Source organism: Pantoea sp. JZ29, assembly GCF_035190385.1.
In the GTDB taxonomy this organism is placed as follows: domain Bacteria; phylum Pseudomonadota; class Gammaproteobacteria; order Enterobacterales; family Enterobacteriaceae; genus Pantoea; species Pantoea stewartii.
In genome coordinates this window covers 1,864,453-1,881,516 of record NZ_CP045241.1, presented here as the reverse complement: position 1 = coordinate 1,881,516, position 17,064 = coordinate 1,864,453, and the positions used below count along the sequence as shown (strand labels likewise).

The following is a 17,064-nucleotide window of genomic DNA, read 5'->3' as shown; positions in this document are numbered from 1 at the left end:
GCCCAACCGCACATCAGCGGTTGGGCCATCCAGGCAATTAGAAGGTTTCCCAGTTCTCATCACTGCGTGATGAGGGTTGGCGAATGCCCTCTGACGGACTTTCTAAACGTAAACTTTTTGCCGCCGTTGTCTTGTTAACGGCCTGCGTGACAATTTCTTTACCAATATTGAAGACAGAAACCGCTTGTTTTAAGTTGCTGGCCTGATCTTCCAGTGCCGCAGCGGCGGCGGCCGACTCTTCAACCAGCGAGGCGTTCTGCTGTGTCACGCGATCCATCTCGGTCACGGCCAGGCCAACCTGGTCGATGCCACGGCTCTGTTCGTCTGAAGCAGAGGCAATCTCTCCCATGATGTCGGTGACGCGCGTGACGGCGCTGACGATTTCGTTCATGGTATCGCCTGCGCTTTCAACCAGGACTGAACCGGTATTCACACGACTGACGGAGTCCTCAATCAGCCCTTTAATCTCTTTCGCCGCCTGTGCACTGCGCTGTGCAAGATTGCGCACCTCACCGGCAACCACCGCAAAGCCACGGCCCTGCTCACCTGCGCGTGCCGCTTCCACGGCCGCATTCAGTGCCAGGATATTGGTCTGGAAAGCAATGCCATCAATCACGCTGGTGATATCGGCAATTTTTCTGGAACTGCCCGCAATTTCTTTCATCGTGGTCACGACACCGTCCACCACTTTGCCGCCCTGCTGTGCGGTTTCAGAGGCATTCAGCGCCAGCGTCGACGCCTGACGGGCGTTTTCAGCATTTTGCTTCACGGTCGCGGTAAGCTGTTCCATGCTGGCAGCGGTTTGCTCCAGCGAAGCCGCCTGCTGCTCTGTTCGCGACGACAGATCGTTATTCCCTACGGCAATTTCGCTGGCGCCGGTATAGATCGCATCGGCCCCATCACGGACGGTGCTGACCGTACGGACCAGTTCACGTTGCATCTCCTGCAGAGACGTCAGCAAATCGCCAATTTCATTACGTACGGTAATGGCGATAGGCTGCGTCAGGTCACCCCGTGCGATATGCTGGATATGATCGATGCTCTGTTTTAACGGGCGAATCAGCAGGCTGCGCATAAGATTCCACACCAGCACGATCACCAGCAGCGTAACGACCAGCGTCCCCGCAACCAGCATAATCATGCGCTGATAAGCGGCATTATTGGCATCGATGCCTTTCTGGCTCAGTACCAGGTTGTAGTTAAGCCAGTCGTCATAATCTTTTTGGAATTTGTCCTGATAACTTTGTGTCGGCTGATCAACAAACCCTTTAAAGTTGCCGTTGCCCAGAAACACAATCAGTTCCGCCAGACCATCGTGGAATTGTTTGTAATTGGCCTGTAGCGTCAGCACGTTAGCCGCACTTTTTCCTTTCTCTGACAGGTTGGCATTGAATAATTCATAGCCCTTTTCAGCCTGTTTCAGCTCACTGTCAGCCAGCGCCACCAGCTCTTTTACAGTGGCTCCCGAACCTGCCATCTGCCCATCCTGCAAATAACGAATGCCCGCACGGTTTAAGGTATTACGTGCCTGGACAAGCGCAACCCATGACGTTCCCATGGCGCGTTGCAAGGTGCTAAGACGCTGGTTATAAGCAAAGTTTTCTTTATCTTCCGTAACCGTTTTGAAAAATACCCCACCCGAGAAAACCTGCAGCAAGGCAAAAAGCCCCAGTACACACAGGAGGCCGGTGACAACGCGTACTCGACTAAACATAGAAACCTCATTCATTAGCAATTCGATTCTGTTTATCGGCCCGCGCAGGCGGAACTTTACTGACAGCGTGAATTGATCATCACGCTGGCAGTAAAAACTGTCAGAACGCTTAAGTACGGGAGATTTTGAAGACGGAAACGGCCTGGGACAGTGAGCTCGCCTGTTGCTCCAGCGCGGCGGCGGCGGCAGCAGATTCTTCCACCAGCGAGGCGTTCTGTTGCGTCACGCGATCCATTTCTGTCACCGCCTGCCCCACCTGATCGATACCGCGGCTTTGTTCATCCGATGCCGAGGCAATTTCACCCATGATGTCGGTCACGCGGGTGACGGCACCCACAATATTATTCATGGTGCTACCCGCGCTCTCGACCTGCTGCGAACCACTGTCAACACGAGCAACAGAATCTTCAATCAGCCCTTTAATCTCTTTGGCGGCCTGCGCACTGCGCTGCGCCAGGCTACGTACTTCGCCGGCGACAACCGCGAAGCCACGGCCCTGCTCGCCTGCACGCGCCGCTTCGACGGCGGCGTTCAACGCCAGGATATTCGTCTGGAAGGCAATACCATCGATCACACTGATAATGTCAGCGATTTTCCTGGAACTGTCTGCAATTTCTTTCATTGTGCTGACGACGCCATCCACAACTTTGCCACCCTGCAAGGCGGTTTCAGATGCGGTATGGGCGAGTTGTGAAGCCTGACGCGCATTATCCGCATTTTGTTTCACCGTGGCGGTCAGTTGCTCCATGCTGGCGGCGGTCTGCTCAAGCGAGGCCGCCTGCTCTTCCGTGCGTGCGGACAAATCGTTATTGCCCGCGGCGATTTCGCTGGCACCCGTAAAGATCGCATCGCAACCGCTGCGGACTTCACCCACCGTTGTCACCAGAGATTGTTGCATCTCACGGATCCCGGCGGCCAGTTGGCTCATCTCATTACGGCCTTCTACCTTCACTGGCTGCGTCAGATCACCGGAGGCAATCGTGCGGATATCCACCAGCAGACGTTGCAGAGGATAAATCAGCACCTGGCGCAGGCCAAACCAGCAACCGATGATCACCACGACCACCAGAGCACCGACCATGCCCAGCAACCACATCATCTGAGTAAAGGCTTGCTGGTTTTGTTCTGCACCATGCGAAGACAGCTCGCTCTGCTTAAGACGCCAGGCCGTATAGGTGGCCTGCATGGCCTGCTGCTTCTGTTCAATGTTCTGTTTGAACATGCCTTCCAGATCTTTGGCTTTCAGGCTGGCGATCATCCCGCGCAGACCGGTCAGATAGGCGGCAAAATGGTTTTGTAACTGATCGCGCATTTCGGTATCCGCGCCTGGCGTTTCCGGAATGGCATTAAACTCGGCAAGATACTGCTCACCTTTATTGGCTTCGCTAATGGCTTTGTCCGTCAGGCTGTCCAGCTGACCGCCGTTCATTTGCGATGCCAGACTGGTTTGTAACCGCAACATGGCGCGGTTGAGCGTAGTACGTGACTGGTTCAGAGCCATATAGGCATCCGTCATGGCAGCCACGTTGCGTGTTGAAATCTGCGACAAGGCAAACGCCGCTTTATCATTATTGAGCGCTGACCAAAACAGGCTGCCTGACAGCAGTTGCAGGGCACCGAAAAGCATCAGTACCGTAATCAGACTGGTCACCACTTTTATCCGTTTTAACATCTTTTTCCCCGACTAAATAAGTAACGTGCAGGGGCTGTATCGGCGGCAACGCAGGATGTTTTAGCCATTTCGCTTTTAAAAAGGGGTTCAAATGACTTTTGTAATTATTGAAACCAGAGCAATATGCTAATCCTGGAGCAGGATCACAGACAGCGTGTTTTTGAAAGGTCGACGGGTGAATCAAAGGCGGTGATGACGGGTTCGGCGTGCAGAATAACAACACGGGCCAGCGTTGGCTGGCCCGTGTTTAACGATTACGCGGTACGCAGGTTGTCGACCAGCGCCATCTCTTCGCTGCTCAGCAGCTTTTCGATGTCGACCAGAATCAACATGCGCTCGCCCAGTGCACCCAGACCTGTCAGGTACTCTGTTGACATAGTCACAGCGAACTCAGGTGAAGGACGGATCTGTTCCTGCGTCAGCGACAGGACATCAGACACACCGTCAACCACGATACCGACGACGCGGTTTTCGAGATTCAGCACGATCACCACGGTATTTTCGTTGTACTCAACGTCTGGCTGTGAAAACTTCACGCGCAAATCGATGATTGGCACGATAACGCCGCGCAGGTTTGTCACGCCGCGAATAAAATCGGGCGTGTTGGCAATGCGGGTTACCTGATCGTAACCACGAATTTCCTGAACCTTCAGAATATCGATGCCGTACTCTTCATCACCCAGCGTGAAGACCAGGAACTCCTGTCCAACGGTTTCGCCAGCAATTTTTGTCACGGTTGCCATTCCACTCATGTTATTTACCCTTTCGTTATCAATCAGGCGGCAGCGCCGGCCACACGTTTTTCACGGTTAAGTGATTGCAACGCCGAAACGTCCACAATCAGCGCCACGCTGCCATCGCCGAGGATGGTGGCGGCTGAAATACCTGGAACTTTGCGATAGTTGCTTTCCAGGTTTTTGACCACAACCTGGTGCTGACCGATTAACTGGTCCACCAGCAAAGCGTAACGCTTGCCCGCGCTCTGCAGAATCACCACAATGCCCTGCGTCGCTTCGGTTTTCGCCTCTTTCACGTCAAAGACGTTCCACAGTTCAACCAGTGGCAGGTATTCGCCGCGCACTTCCAGAACACATTCGCCGCCCGCCAGGGGTTTCAGCTCTTCAGCACGCGGCTGTAACGATTCCATCACCGCATTCAGCGGCAGAATAAAGACTTCGTTCGCTACGCGCACTGACATGCCGTCCAGAATCGCCAGCGTCAGCGGCAGAAGAATACGGATGGTGGTGCCTTTGCCTTGTTTTGAGGCAATTTCAACATGGCCACCCATTTCCTGAATGTTACGTTTCACCACATCCATGCCCACACCGCGGCCAGATACGTCGGTGACCTGCTCTGCCGTTGAGAAACCTGGCGCGAAAATCAACATGCCGACTTCTTCATCGCTCATGTTTTCATGCACCGGCAGGCCCGATGACAGAGCTTTTGCCAGGATACGTTCGCGGTTAAGGCCCGCACCGTCATCTGACACTTCGATACAGATGTTGCCGCCCTGGTGTTCTGCTGACAGTGTCAGATTACCTGTGGCAACCTTACCTGCCGCAATACGTTTCTCCGGGGTTTCGATGCCGTGGTCAAGACTGTTACGCACCAGGTGCGTTAACGGATCGATGATACGTTCGATCAGGCTCTTATCGAGTTCCGTCGAGCTACCCAGTAACGTCAGTTCAACTTCTTTGCCCAGCTTGCTGGCCAAATCACGCACCAGACGTGGGAAGCGACTGAAGACGTACTCCATAGGCATCATACGAATCGACATCACAGATTCTTGCAGGTCACGCGCATTACGCTCAAGCTGCCCCATGCTGTTCAACAGTTCGCCGTGCGCGACCGGGTCCAGTTCACCTGAACGCTGTGCCAGCATTGACTGGGTAATCACCAGTTCACCCACCAGGTTAATCAGCTGATCGACCTTCTCAACCGCAACACGGATGCTGCTTGATTCGCTGGTCTTCGCGGGCGCGGCAGCGCGTTTGCTTTCGCGTTTTACTGCGGCAACCGGCAATTCGGTCACGGTCGCAGTCTGAACATCGGCAACCGCAGGCGCATCCACGCTTTCGGCTACCGCCGCGGCAGCGTCAGCACCCGGGAAGCGAATCTGCGCTTCATCAATAACGAAACACAGCACAGCAATAATGTCGTCTTTGCCTACGCCGGTAATGTGGCACTCAAGCGTATTGCTGCCTTTCTTCACGTTGCTGAGCGTGCCAAGATTACCCAGCTCTTCCAGCATCAGGTCGATATCTTTTTCTTTCAGGTCGACCAACTGCAGGTGAACACCTTCAGCATCAGAGGGGGCGGATTCTGCCTGACTGACAGGCGTTTCAAGCGCAACCACGACCGGTGCTTCAACCGGCTGACCTTTCGCCTCTAACGCCAACTGGCGTAATGCTTCACAGATATACTTGAAGCTTTCCGCGTTAGGCTCTTGCGCGGTTTTATAAGCATCTAGCTGTTCCTGCATAATATCTTTAGTTTCCAAAAACAGATTGATGATGTCGGTGCTGAGCTGCATCTCGCCGCGACGAGCACCATCCAGAATGTTTTCCAGGATGTGGGTTGTTTCCTGTAAAACCGTAAAACCAAAGGTTCCGGCTCCGCCTTTAATCGAGTGGGCGGCGCGGAAGATGGCGTTAAGCTGTTCAGAGTCTGGCTCCTGGGGATCGAGTCCCAACAGGTGTTGCTCCATATCCGCTAACAGCTCATCGGCTTCATCAAAAAACGTCTGGTAAAAATCGCTGATGTCCATGCTCACGGGAATCACCTCGGCTGTGAGGGGGCTGCTGTATTCACCGCACCTGCCGAAGACGCTGGCGGTGCGGAGGTTGTTTTCGTTGCATCCGCCGGTAGGGCTGACGGTGCAGGCGTTATTGTTGTTACCGCACGAACCGAAGAGGTTGACGTCGCGGAGGTCGCTGTTTTCGCCGCGACCGCCGGTGAGGCTGACGATGCGGAGGCTGCTGTTTTCACCGCGCTCGTCGATGACGCTGACGAGGCGGCGGTCGCGGCTTTCTCTGCGCTCGTCGATGCGGCTGACGGTGCGGAGTTCGCTGTTTTCACTGCATCCGCCGACGTGGCAGTTGCAGGTTTGGAAGATGTTTTATCAGCCGCATTACTGCCGGGTGCTGACGGCGCGGTCACTTTTTCCAACGCAGAGGGATCGCTAATCTGAACCGCGTCACTTTCTGCGTTCTCTTTCTCAATCGCGGCTTCGGTATCATGGTTCAACACCAGCAAACTGATACGACGGTTAACGGCATCATCGCCGCCGCGATTTTTCAGTTTCATGGTATCCGCCATGCCGACGATACGCAGAATCTTTCCACCATCCAGCCCACCAATCACCAGTTCACGACGTGACGCATTGGCACGGTCCGCTGACAATTCCCAGTTGCTGTACCCTTTATCACCGGTCGCATACTGAATGTCATCCGTATGGCCCGCGATACTGATACGGTTAGGGATGTCATTCAAAATCGGTGCAATCGCGCGCAAAATATCACGCATATAAGGTTCAACTTCTGCACTGCCGGTCTTGAACATCGGGCGGTTCTGGCTGTCGATGATCTGAATACGCAGCCCTTCATCAACCATATTAATAATCAGGTGCGGACGCAGCGCTTTCAGGCGCGGATCAGCTTCGATTAACTGGTCGAGCTTTTCACGCAGGCGGTTGAGGCGAATTTCATCCAGCTTGCGTTTCTGCGCATCCATATCCACAACCTTTTTGACTTCACCTTCTTTCTTCGTAGCATCGTCTCCTCCGCCTGGGATCGGGCTGCTACTGTCGCTACTTCTCTGTCCACCCGTCAGCGCCACTTTTAAGGGCGTCTGAAAATACTCTGCTATCTGGATAAGCTGTTGTGGGCTGGCGATCGACAGCAGCCACATCACCATAAAAAATGCCATCATCGCCGTCATAAAGTCGGCATAGGCGATTTTCCATGAGCCATGTCCTCCTTCATGTTTTTTATGTTTGCGCTTTCTAATCAGCACAATTGGGCGATTGCCATGTTTCATGAGGTCTGATCCGAAGTCTGTTTAGCCGGGTTCTTCGCGTTGCGAACGTGTTCTTCCAGTTCGCTGAACGATGGACGCTCAGCTGAATAAAGCGTTTTACGACCAAACTCGACGGCGATCTGCGGTGCATAACCGTTCAGGCTGGAAAGCAATGTCACTTTCACGCACTGCATCATCTTGGTCGTTTCAGCACACTTCTGACGTAATACCGACGCCAGAGGCGAAATAAAACCGTATGCCAGTAAAATCCCGAGGAACGTTCCCACCATGGCATGTGCCACCAGTGCCCCCAGCTCGGCGGCTGGACGGTCAGCTGACGCCAGGGCATGAACCACGCCCATTACCGCGGCAACGATACCGAAAGCGGGCAGGCCATCGCCGACGGCAGCGATACTTTGTGCCGGCACTTCACACTCGTGTTCATAGGTTTCAATCTCTTCATCCATCAATGCTTCGATTTCGAAAGCATTCATGTTGCCGCTCACCATCAGGCGTAAATAATCGGTGATGAAGTCGACTAACTGTTTATCGGCTAAGATGCGGGGATAATTAGCAAAAATTTCACTCTGGGCGGGATCTTCAATATCACGCTCAAGCGATAACATGCCTTGCTGGCGAGATTTCGCCATCAGCCGGTAAAGCAGTGCCATGAGATCCATGTACACCGCTTTGTTGTATTTCGAGCCGCGGAACAGGAGCGGCAGAGCTTTGAGGGTCTTCTTGATCGATTTACCGTTGTTGCCCACCAGAAACGCGCCGACGCCCGCCCCGGCGATCATCAGCAGTTCTGCAGGCTGGTAAAGCGCGCCAAGATGGCCGCCCACTAAAGCGTATCCGCCCAACACGGAACCTAATACAACGATGTAACCTAAAATTATCAGCACAGAAAAATCCTTACGTCCGTAACGTGTTGGTCGACGTTAAGCCAGAGAAACCGGAGATGTTCACCCTGTGGAGGCAAAAAAAAAGCAGCGGGATTAACCGCTGCTGGATGACTTCCACATTGCGAACAAATTTAAACGGCGTGTTTAACCTGTTCATCCAGCAGTTGTGGAAAGATATCGGCAGTATCTGCAGAAAGTTTACGTCTTTTTACGGCACGTGATGGTGGCTGGCACAGGCTGCAGACAAAGCTGCCAACAGGCTGATGTGCATGATTAATAAAGCTGCCGCTGCAGCATTTACAATCTGATAATTCCAGCATACCGCTTTCAACGAATCGCACCAGGGTCCAGGCGCGTGTTAGCGCCAACAGCGGGCCCTCGTCCGATTGCGGGCACTGCTCGAGATAAAGGCGGTAGGCTTTAATCACCGCATCAATCCCTTTGCTCAAACCGGTTTTCAGTAAAAACGTCCAGGCATTACAGAACATTGAGGCATGAATGTTCTGTTCCCAGGTCATGAACCAGTCAGTCGAGAATGGCAACATACCTTTAGGGGGTGGACTGCCACGCAACTCTTTATAGAGTTTGATCAAGCGACCGCGGCTCAGCTGCGTCTCGCTCTCCAGCATTTGTAAGCGCGCACCCAGTGTGATCAGCTCCATAGCGAGCTGAATATCACGCGCTTCCTGGACAATACTTTTCTCACCCATTATACCGCCCTCTTTTTAGTAGGCGCGGCGTCTTTCGACGCACTGCGTAATAAACGGCTGGATAAAAGAATCCCGGTATGGATTTGTTGTAAATCATCCACACGTGATTCCTGCGTCAGGCGATTAATAACGGTGCTATCGGTGAAACGAAACTGACACACAAGTTGGTTGGTCTCAGCTAATTTCACCATTTCAGGTAAGGTTAATTCAGACAATGCGTCAGCCATCTTTTCATCGATCCCGAGGCGAAACATCGCAGAAGCTTTTTCCTGGTTAATTAATCGCTGCGCGAGCAGTAAATATGACAAGTTGATATCGTAAATATGTTTTAGTAATTCAGATGTACCCATTTTTCCATCCTGAGAGACGCGACGTAACTTACCGCAGATGACATCTCTGCGTATCGAGCTGCTGGTTGGTAAATCTAAAGATGGCAAAATAATTAAACATAAAAAGCAATGGTTCTGAGTTCTGCTTCTTTTTGCGACCCTGTCTTTCCGGTCAGAAGTCAATCTTTTCAGTCCACCTTATTCTTAAGTCGATAACCTTCTTCCCTGAGGCTTGCTTGCTTTTTTTAAGACTAATCCGAAAACAAGGCAAATCTATATCGGATGATCCTTACATACAACGACAGTTCGGTGAAATTTTAGATAAAGTGTGACGCAGATCACACTTTTTCCTCTATTTTCTTCAGTAACGCTTTATTATCCCTTCCTCACTGTCTGTTTTTTGCGCAATTTGACGTTTTTTTTACAGGGATTTGTCCTGAGCTGGACTTAATTGGCTACAAAAATCAGGGATGATTCTGTAAGGCAGGCAGAATTCCTGTTTATCTCAATGAATGGAATTTGCACCCTATTTAGAACCAGCTAAAACCATAAAACCAGTGGAATATGCTACCCATGGCGCGCATTATTTGTATTTAAATTAGTCAGTTAGGTGATAAGACAAAAAGAAGGGAAAACAGGGGCAGAAGGCCGACAACTCTGATTACGCGCTTTCTGACAATCCGTCGTAAAGGCTGAAAGCAACCCGTTTAGAGAGCGTACACCGATGTAACAAGGAGTTACATTAAGGATATGAATGAATTGCAGGCAGGAGAGTTTTATGCATTTTAACTATCGGCAGGAATGAAGAGAACTTTAGCTTAAACAGGTAAAGAAAGTGAATGGTGGTGTTAATTGCACATTTTTACGCCACTTTGCCGTCAGACGGACGCCTGGCGACGCAAAAGCGCTTTTGAGTTAGGGGACAATCATTAGCAACAGCGTGTATGCAAAAGCGGCGGGATGTAACGCACAGCAAGCCTTCCCTGGCTTGCTCTGCTGTCAGGCGAGTTTCGGAAAGGTGGCAACCTTATTTGCCATGCCGTGATCGGCACTCCGCGGGGCAATCTTCTCAAGATCACGCAGGAAGTTTTCGCGCCATGCGGTGATGTCGTTTTTACGCAGTACCGCCATCATATCGTTATAGCGTGAGATACGCTCGGTACGGGGCATGGTAATCGCTTTATCCAGCGCCGCGGCCACTTCATCGCGGTCATAAGGGTTCACGATGAGCGCGGACGTCAGCTCGTTAGCCGCACCGGCAAAACGGGACAGTACCAGCACACCCGGATCGTCCGGGTCCTGCGCCGCCACGTACTCCTTCGCCACCAGGTTCATCCCGTCACGCAACGGCGTCACTAAGCCGACATCCGTTAAACGGAAAATTTTCATCAATAAACGACGGTCAAAGTGCTGGTTAAGATAATAGAGTGGCGTCCAGCCCAGGGTGCCGTATTTACCGTTGATGCGCCCTGCCTCGGTTTCTAACTGATGACGAATATCCTGATAGGCCTGCACATCGCCACGAGACGTTGGCGCAATCTGCGAGTAACGAATCTTGCCGTGATGCTGCGGGTAGTTTTCCAGCAGCGCTTCATACGCCAGGAAGCGTTCCGGCAGGCCTTTCGAGTAATCCAGACGTTCGCAGGCAATGATATTGCGCACATCGCCCAGCTCTTTCTTCATCGCCGCCATTTTGGGTGGCAATGGCCCTTCAGCCATCTCTTTAATGCTGTCAGGTTCGATCCCTATCGGGTACACCTCCGTCATAAAGGTATTGCCATAGGCGCGATGTTTTTTGTCACCTTTATTCTGCAACTGCGTCAGCTGGCTCACACTGTCGAGGAAGGCGACGCGATCAGATTCCGTCTGGAATCCTAACAGATCGTATTCGCACAACATTTCCAGCAGTTCTCTGTGCGGCGGCAGCGCATTGAAAATTTCGGGCGTCGGGAAAGGAATATGCAGGAAGAAACCGATGCGGTTGTTGATGCCTGCCCGGCGCAGCGCGGCGGCAAACGGCAGGAAGTGGTAGTCATGAATCCACAGAATGTCGTCAGGCTTGATCAGCGGTTTCAGTCGCTGCGCGACGGCATCATTAACTTCGCAGTATCCTTCCCAGGCTTCACGCTGGAACTGCACGAGATCTAAACGGTAATGGAAAGCAGGCCAGATAACGGTATTAGAAAACTGACAATAATAGAGATCGTACTCGTTCTGGCTCAGCGGGAAGGAGGCATATTCAATACCATCATGCTCCGTTACCGATACCGGGTTTTCTTCCTCACCCGAAAATTCACTTATCTCACCGTTCCAGCCAAACCACAGTCCACCCGTGCTTTTCAGCGCATCCAGGATGCCAACGGCAAGGCCGCCCGCGCTGGTTTTGTTCCCATTTGGCATGGCGATACGGTTAGATACAACAACTAAACGACTCATAACCTAAACTCCTTACCAACGTTATCTTGCTCTAATTGTAATCGTGTTCTTTCCAGCCAGGCATAGACATCCGTAACGTCATGTAAACGATAACGTGCCTGGCTTTCGCCTTCTCCCACTTTCACGGAAATCCCGTGCATGGCATTGACGGCGGCAAAGCCTTTCTCATCGGTCAGATCGTCACCGATGAACACCGGAATACGTCCCGCGAACGGGGCTTCCTGCATAAATGCCTGCACAGCCGCGCCTTTATCAATGCCGGTCGGTTTAATTTCAACCACACACTTTCCGGGCTGCAACGTCAGACCCGAGAAACGTTCGACGGCGGCCTGCGCAAGGTGCAATATGTCCTGCTCATGTGCCATCGCCCGACGATAATGGAGGGCAAACGCCATCCCTTTCGCTTCAAGCTGCGTATCTGGCCAGTGGGCCATTTCGGCTTCCAGCATCTGTTTTAGCTGACGTTCAGTCTCTTCGGGCAGTGACACGCGGTGCACCCTGCCCTCCGCGTCACGACGTTCAGCGCCATGCACGCCGGCAGCCGGCGCGTGCAACGGTGCCGCAAGCGCATCCAGTTGCTCAACAGGACGACCTGATACCAGCGCCAGCGCGCCGTGGCATAAAGAAGAGAGGCGTTGCAGCTCTGCTACAACCTGTTCTGGAATGAAAGCGGCATCCGGCTGGGGCTGTATCGCTGCCAGCGTGCCATCAACATCAAAAAAGAAGGCATACAGACCGCCGCTCAATGACGGAAACGAGGCATTACTTTCTGCCGTCTGGGTCACGTGTCTTCTCCTGTAAACGGGTTCATCATCAGGACATCGCAGCAGAGAGCGTTCAGCAAGAGGTCGGCGCAAGGCCGAATGAAGTAAGGAGACTGCGCGGTAAAACCCTGCAATTCGGTAACTCTTTCTCCAAAAACATACGCGTTAAGTGCTGAAAAACTCACTGACTGTCGTTGTCGCCCCATAAAGTGTAGACGCAATCCTGCATTCTGCCAGAAATATGCATTTCCTGTGCCAGCCGTCACGCTTAATTCTGCTGCTGGCAATAACGGCGATTACCGGCCTGCTCACGCCGACTTATTTTGCGCCCGCAAAAAAGAAATAAAAATGTAATAAATGGTCCTGTTTAAGGTTTTCCTAATCTTTCTTATCCATACTGTTCACTTATTACCGTCTGACTTTCATTGTTGCGCGTTAATGCGAATGTATTAGCGCAATAATAATGGAGACATTCACTAATGATTCAACCCGGATAAAATAACATTTTTTATTATTCCGCCTTTATATTAATAGTCCGCCCGTCATGTTGCCCTTTCGCATTTGATAAAACGTCTTATTACGGGTTAAGGCATTATGCCGGGCGAGACGAAAAGGGGCTGATTTGCAGCCCCCTTTATCTCATCTTTAATTAACGTTTCCGCTGAGCTAAGTTGAGTGACAACATTCGTCATGTCAGCAACAATCACGGCATGTTTGCCCAAAGCAGGCACAGCCGACGAAACCGGGACGGCCTGCCTTATCCACTTGCCGGACAAGGTTGTCAAGGTGAGTTCGCGCAAGAGCGACCCGCTATTGCTGTGTCCGGTCATCGGTACTGATACAAAAGAGGTATCCTGTTAAGCGCTTATGAAAATATTAATTGTTGAAGACGATGCTCTGCTGCTGCAAGGTCTTGTTCTGGCGCTGGAAGGCACGGGCTATGTCTGCGATGCGGTTTCAACGGTCCGTTCCGCGGAAGCTCATCTTGCCAGCGGGCTTTACAGTTTGATCGTGCTGGATGTCGGCCTGCCGGATGAGGATGGACTGCACTTTCTGCAGCGTCTTCGCCGTCAGAAGCAGATGCAGCCTGTATTGATTCTTACCGCGCGTGACACGATTGATGAGCGCATCGCCGGGCTGGATGCAGGTGCCGATGACTATCTGATCAAGCCTTTCGCGCTGGATGAACTGCTGGCAAGGATTCGTGCCCTTATCAGACGTCATGTTAACCAGGGGGATACGCGCGTGGAGGTGGGCAACCTGTCGCTGGATATGACCCATCGCCAGATTCATCTGGATAACGCCTTGCTTGATCTCACCCCTAAAGAGTTTTCGATTCTGTCTCGCCTGATGCTCAAAGCGGGCCATCCGGTGCACCGCGAATTGCTGTATCAGGATATCTACAATTTTGATAACGAGCCTTCGACCAATACGCTGGAAGTGCATATCCACAACCTGCGTGACAAGATCGGCAAAAGCATGATCAGAACGGTTCGCGGCTTCGGCTATGCCCTGTCCCCCTCCCAAACTGATAACGAGATGCCCGAGACATGAATACTGACCGCACCGGGACGACCATGCGTTTTCGGCTGCTTCTCACGATTGGCCTCATTATGCTGTTTTTCCAGCTCATCAGCGTGGCCTGGCTCTGGCATGAAAGTCAGGAACAGGTGCAATTTTTAGTTGAGGCGCATCTGCAGAACCGCAACATGGACCGGCATGTGCATAAAGAAGTCCGCGAAGCCGTGATGAGTCTTGCCCTGCCCAGTCTGGTGATGATTACGCTGACGCTGCTCCTGTGCTATCAGGCGGTACGCTGGATTACCCGCCCGCTCTATCAGTTGCAGCGTGAACTGGAGAACCGGAGCGAGGTAAACCTGGAACCTATCACCTTTTCCGGATCGGTGCAGGAGATTGACGCTGTTACGCACTCTGTGAATCGCCTTGTCGCACGTCTGACAGACAGTCTGGAACGTGAACGCCTGTTTACGGCCGATGTGGCCCATGAGCTGCGAACGCCGCTGGCAGGTTTACGCTTACATCTTGAGTTGCTACAACGAAATCAGGCCGTCGATACGCAACCTTTATTACATCGTCTGGATCAGATGACAGGAAATGTCGCCCAGTTGCTGCAGCTGACCCGTGCCGGCCAGCAGTTTACCTCGGGCAGCTACCAGCAGGTTGCCCTCATTGATGAAGTGATTGTGCCTATGGAAGCGGAGTTGAGTGCGATGCTTGCCGTGCGTCATCAAACGTTAACCCTTGATGTTGAGCACAGCTTCAGGGTGAAAGGCGATGCGATCCTGTTACGAATGCTTCTGCGCAATCTGGTGGAAAACGCCCACCGTTACAGCCCATCTGAAAGCAATATCACCGTGCGGCTTGAAAACACACCAGGCCCGGCGCTGATCGTGGAAGACGAAGGTGACGGCATTGATGAAAGCAGGCGCGGCGAGTTAAGCAAAGCCTTTGTCCGCATTGACACGCGCTATGGTGGCATTGGGCTGGGCCTGAGTATCGTCAGTCGGATTGTGCAGTTACATCATGGACAGTTTCTGCTGGAAAATCGCCCTGACCGTTCAGGTTGCCTGGCCAGGGTCCTTTTCGCGGTGGACTGATTCAGTTCACAAACCAGCAGGCCAGAAAGCTGATGACAGCGCTGACGGCAAGAATAACGGCAACGTACTCGCTGAATGGGCGTGATACGAAAGAGGTGGCGGTAACAGTCGTGGTTTTCATAGCGTCTCCTGTAGAATCCACCTCAGTATCGCTGCCCTGTGTTAAGGAAACATTAAGCGCTACATTCCCTGTCGCTGCTTAAACCTTCCCGACAGGGTGCCCACCGCTTGCCCTGTTCCCTGCTACGCTAAACGCATCGTGTGACAAAAAGGCCCCACATCAGACGGCGTTTAACGCGGCTCTCTTTACGCTGACGTCTTCAGAGATGTTGAAAATGCCTGACGTCATCCCCACCTCTTTCCTTCAGACCAGACAGGAGTAACATTTATGGCAATCGAATATGCAGTAATCGCAGGCGGCTGTTTCTGGTGTACAGAAGCGGTTTTTAAAGACGTGATTGGCGTTGAGTCAGTCGAAAGCGGTTACACCGGCGGCGAGCGCCCTAATCCGACCTATGAGCAGGTCTGCAGTGGCGCCACCGGTCATGCAGAAGCCATTCGCATTGGCTTTGATCCTGAGAAGGTCAGCTATGGCGATTTGCTAGACATCAGTTTTGCCACGCATGATCCAACACAGCTTAATCGCCAGGGCAACGACATCGGCACTCAATATCGCTCCGCCATTTTCCCCGAAACACCCGAGCAGGAAGCTGAAGCCCGTGCCGCGATTGCACGCGCTCAGCAGGATCATGATAAACCGATTGTCACAACCATTGAGCCATTAAAGGCCTGGTATCCGGCAGAAGGTTATCATCAGGACTACTGGGAAGGTGCCGGCCAGCGAAACGGCTATTGCATGGCGGTGATTCCCCCTAAACTGCAAAAGCTACGCAAGAGTTTTGCCAGCCGGGTTAAAACCGCCCAGTAACCGCCTGCCGCTGAGCGGACTTTACACTGCGTAAAAACGGGCGTTTTGTGATTAAAAAACCCGATTTTGCGCAGCCTTAACGCGATTCGTTCAGAGCTTAAGCGAATAGAAAAAAAGAAAAAAATAGTGCTTGACCGTTTCAGGTCGACTCCCTATAGTAGCGCCCCGTTGACCCAGCGCGGTCAGCAACAATTTGCGGTGAGGTGTCCGAGTGGCTGAAGGAGCACGCCTGGAAAGTGTGTATACGGCAACGTATCGGGGGTTCGAATCCCCCTCTCACCGCCACATTCAAAGAAGAGTCCAGACTCACCTCTGGACTTTTTTTTTGCAGGTTCTCCTGAGAGGGGGATGAGAACCCCCGACCGGGGGGCGACAAAACGGCAACGCCGTTTTGCATGGCCGCCAGGCCACCCGAAGGGCGAGCGCAGCGAGTGAATCCCCCTCTCACCGCCAGATTTGAAGAAGCGTCCAGACTCACCTCTGGACTTTTTTTTGCCTGTTCTCCTGAGAGGGGGATGAGAACCCCCGACCGGGGGGCGACAAAACGGCAATGCCGTTTTGCATGGCCGCCAGGCCACCCGAAGGGCGAGCGCAGCGAGTGAATCCCCCTCTCAACGCAACCTATATTATGACGTTGCAGAGACAAAGCCGGATTTAGAGGCTACATAGAGATACTGGCACTACAAAAAAGCACACAATAATGTACGTGAAACGTCCACGCAATTTGAGGCAAGGAAAAATCCTCTGATTGACGTCATTAACTTTTCAGTTATGTATCCAATAAAACTACTTATTTTGTTCATAACCCATTAACTTTTGGCTACTTAAAGGGTCTTGTCTTAATCTGCTTAATCAACTATTTTTTATACTGGCAGCCATTCAGCTTCATACACTGACAGGATTTTGTGCGTAACCCTTCAATCATCACTACACCTTTCAGAGACTCCCTTCAATCGTCTCACAGCCTTCAG

General features: G+C 52.2%; 13 protein-coding genes and 1 tRNA gene. 4 read left to right on the top strand and 10 right to left on the bottom strand.

The annotated features are described in order from the left end of the window. Positions 1-37: 37 nt before the first annotated feature. The 10 genes from GC090_RS08745 to otsB form a co-directional block, all read right to left on the bottom strand. Positions 38-1,714: a methyl-accepting chemotaxis protein gene (locus GC090_RS08745; RefSeq protein WP_039343223.1), complete on the bottom strand. Its 1,677-nt coding sequence runs from the start codon at positions 1,712-1,714 to the stop codon at positions 38-40. A gap of 109 nt (positions 1,715-1,823) precedes the next feature. Continuing rightward, positions 1,824-3,386, bottom strand: coding sequence for a methyl-accepting chemotaxis protein (locus GC090_RS08740; protein ID WP_054633636.1), 1,563 nt, complete (start codon positions 3,384-3,386; stop codon positions 1,824-1,826). 254 nt (positions 3,387-3,640) lie between these two features. Continuing rightward, positions 3,641-4,138 (bottom strand): chemotaxis protein CheW, encoded by a 498-nt coding sequence (gene cheW / locus GC090_RS08735; protein WP_006120241.1) that lies wholly within the window; start codon positions 4,136-4,138, stop codon positions 3,641-3,643. A 23-nt stretch (positions 4,139-4,161) separates the two neighbouring features. After that, a complete protein-coding gene (gene cheA, locus GC090_RS08730) occupies positions 4,162-6,153 on the bottom strand; it encodes a chemotaxis protein CheA (protein WP_205953259.1) in 1,992 nt (663 codons plus the stop codon). Positions 6,154-6,164: 11 nt separating this feature from the next. Beyond that, entirely contained in the window at positions 6,165-7,424 is a 1,260-nt protein-coding gene (gene motB, locus GC090_RS08725; RefSeq protein ID WP_033741999.1) for a flagellar motor protein MotB, read from the bottom strand. Continuing rightward, positions 7,421-8,308 (bottom strand): flagellar motor stator protein MotA, encoded by an 888-nt coding sequence (gene motA / locus GC090_RS08720; RefSeq protein ID WP_006120238.1) that lies wholly within the window; start codon positions 8,306-8,308, stop codon positions 7,421-7,423. The genes motB and motA overlap by 4 nt, the downstream gene beginning before the upstream one ends. Before the next feature lie 131 nt (positions 8,309-8,439). Then, entirely contained in the window at positions 8,440-9,018 is a 579-nt protein-coding gene (gene flhC, locus GC090_RS08715; protein ID WP_033742000.1) for a flagellar transcriptional regulator FlhC, read from the bottom strand. Then, positions 9,018-9,368 (bottom strand): flagellar transcriptional regulator FlhD, encoded by a 351-nt coding sequence (gene flhD, locus GC090_RS08710; RefSeq protein ID WP_006120236.1) that lies wholly within the window; start codon positions 9,366-9,368, stop codon positions 9,018-9,020. The genes flhC and flhD overlap by 1 nt, the downstream gene beginning before the upstream one ends. Before the next feature lie 978 nt (positions 9,369-10,346). Next, positions 10,347-11,783 carry an alpha,alpha-trehalose-phosphate synthase gene (gene otsA / locus GC090_RS08705; protein ID WP_033742002.1) on the bottom strand — a complete coding sequence of 479 codons (1,437 nt, stop codon included), beginning with the start codon at positions 11,781-11,783 and terminating at the stop codon, positions 10,347-10,349. Further along, positions 11,780-12,568: a trehalose-phosphatase gene (gene otsB, locus GC090_RS08700; protein ID WP_054633632.1), complete on the bottom strand. Its 789-nt coding sequence runs from the start codon at positions 12,566-12,568 to the stop codon at positions 11,780-11,782. The genes otsA and otsB overlap by 4 nt, the downstream gene beginning before the upstream one ends. Before the next feature lie 846 nt (positions 12,569-13,414). On the opposite strand from otsB, the gene pmrA reads away from it, so the two are divergent. From pmrA to GC090_RS08680, 4 genes are all read left to right on the top strand, one after another. Beyond that, entirely contained in the window at positions 13,415-14,101 is a 687-nt protein-coding gene (gene pmrA / locus GC090_RS08695; RefSeq protein ID WP_033742008.1) for a two-component system response regulator PmrA, read from the top strand. Further along, complete coding sequence (gene pmrB / locus GC090_RS08690; protein WP_324021387.1) at positions 14,098-15,165, top strand: two-component system sensor histidine kinase PmrB; 1,068 nt, start codon at positions 14,098-14,100, stop codon at positions 15,163-15,165. The genes pmrA and pmrB overlap by 4 nt, the downstream gene beginning before the upstream one ends. A gap of 388 nt (positions 15,166-15,553) precedes the next feature. Continuing rightward, complete coding sequence (gene msrA / locus GC090_RS08685; RefSeq protein WP_006120229.1) at positions 15,554-16,093, top strand: peptide-methionine (S)-S-oxide reductase MsrA; 540 nt, start codon at positions 15,554-15,556, stop codon at positions 16,091-16,093. A gap of 197 nt (positions 16,094-16,290) precedes the next feature. Beyond that, positions 16,291-16,378 (top strand) — tRNA-Ser (locus GC090_RS08680). Positions 16,379-17,064 lie beyond the last annotated feature (686 nt).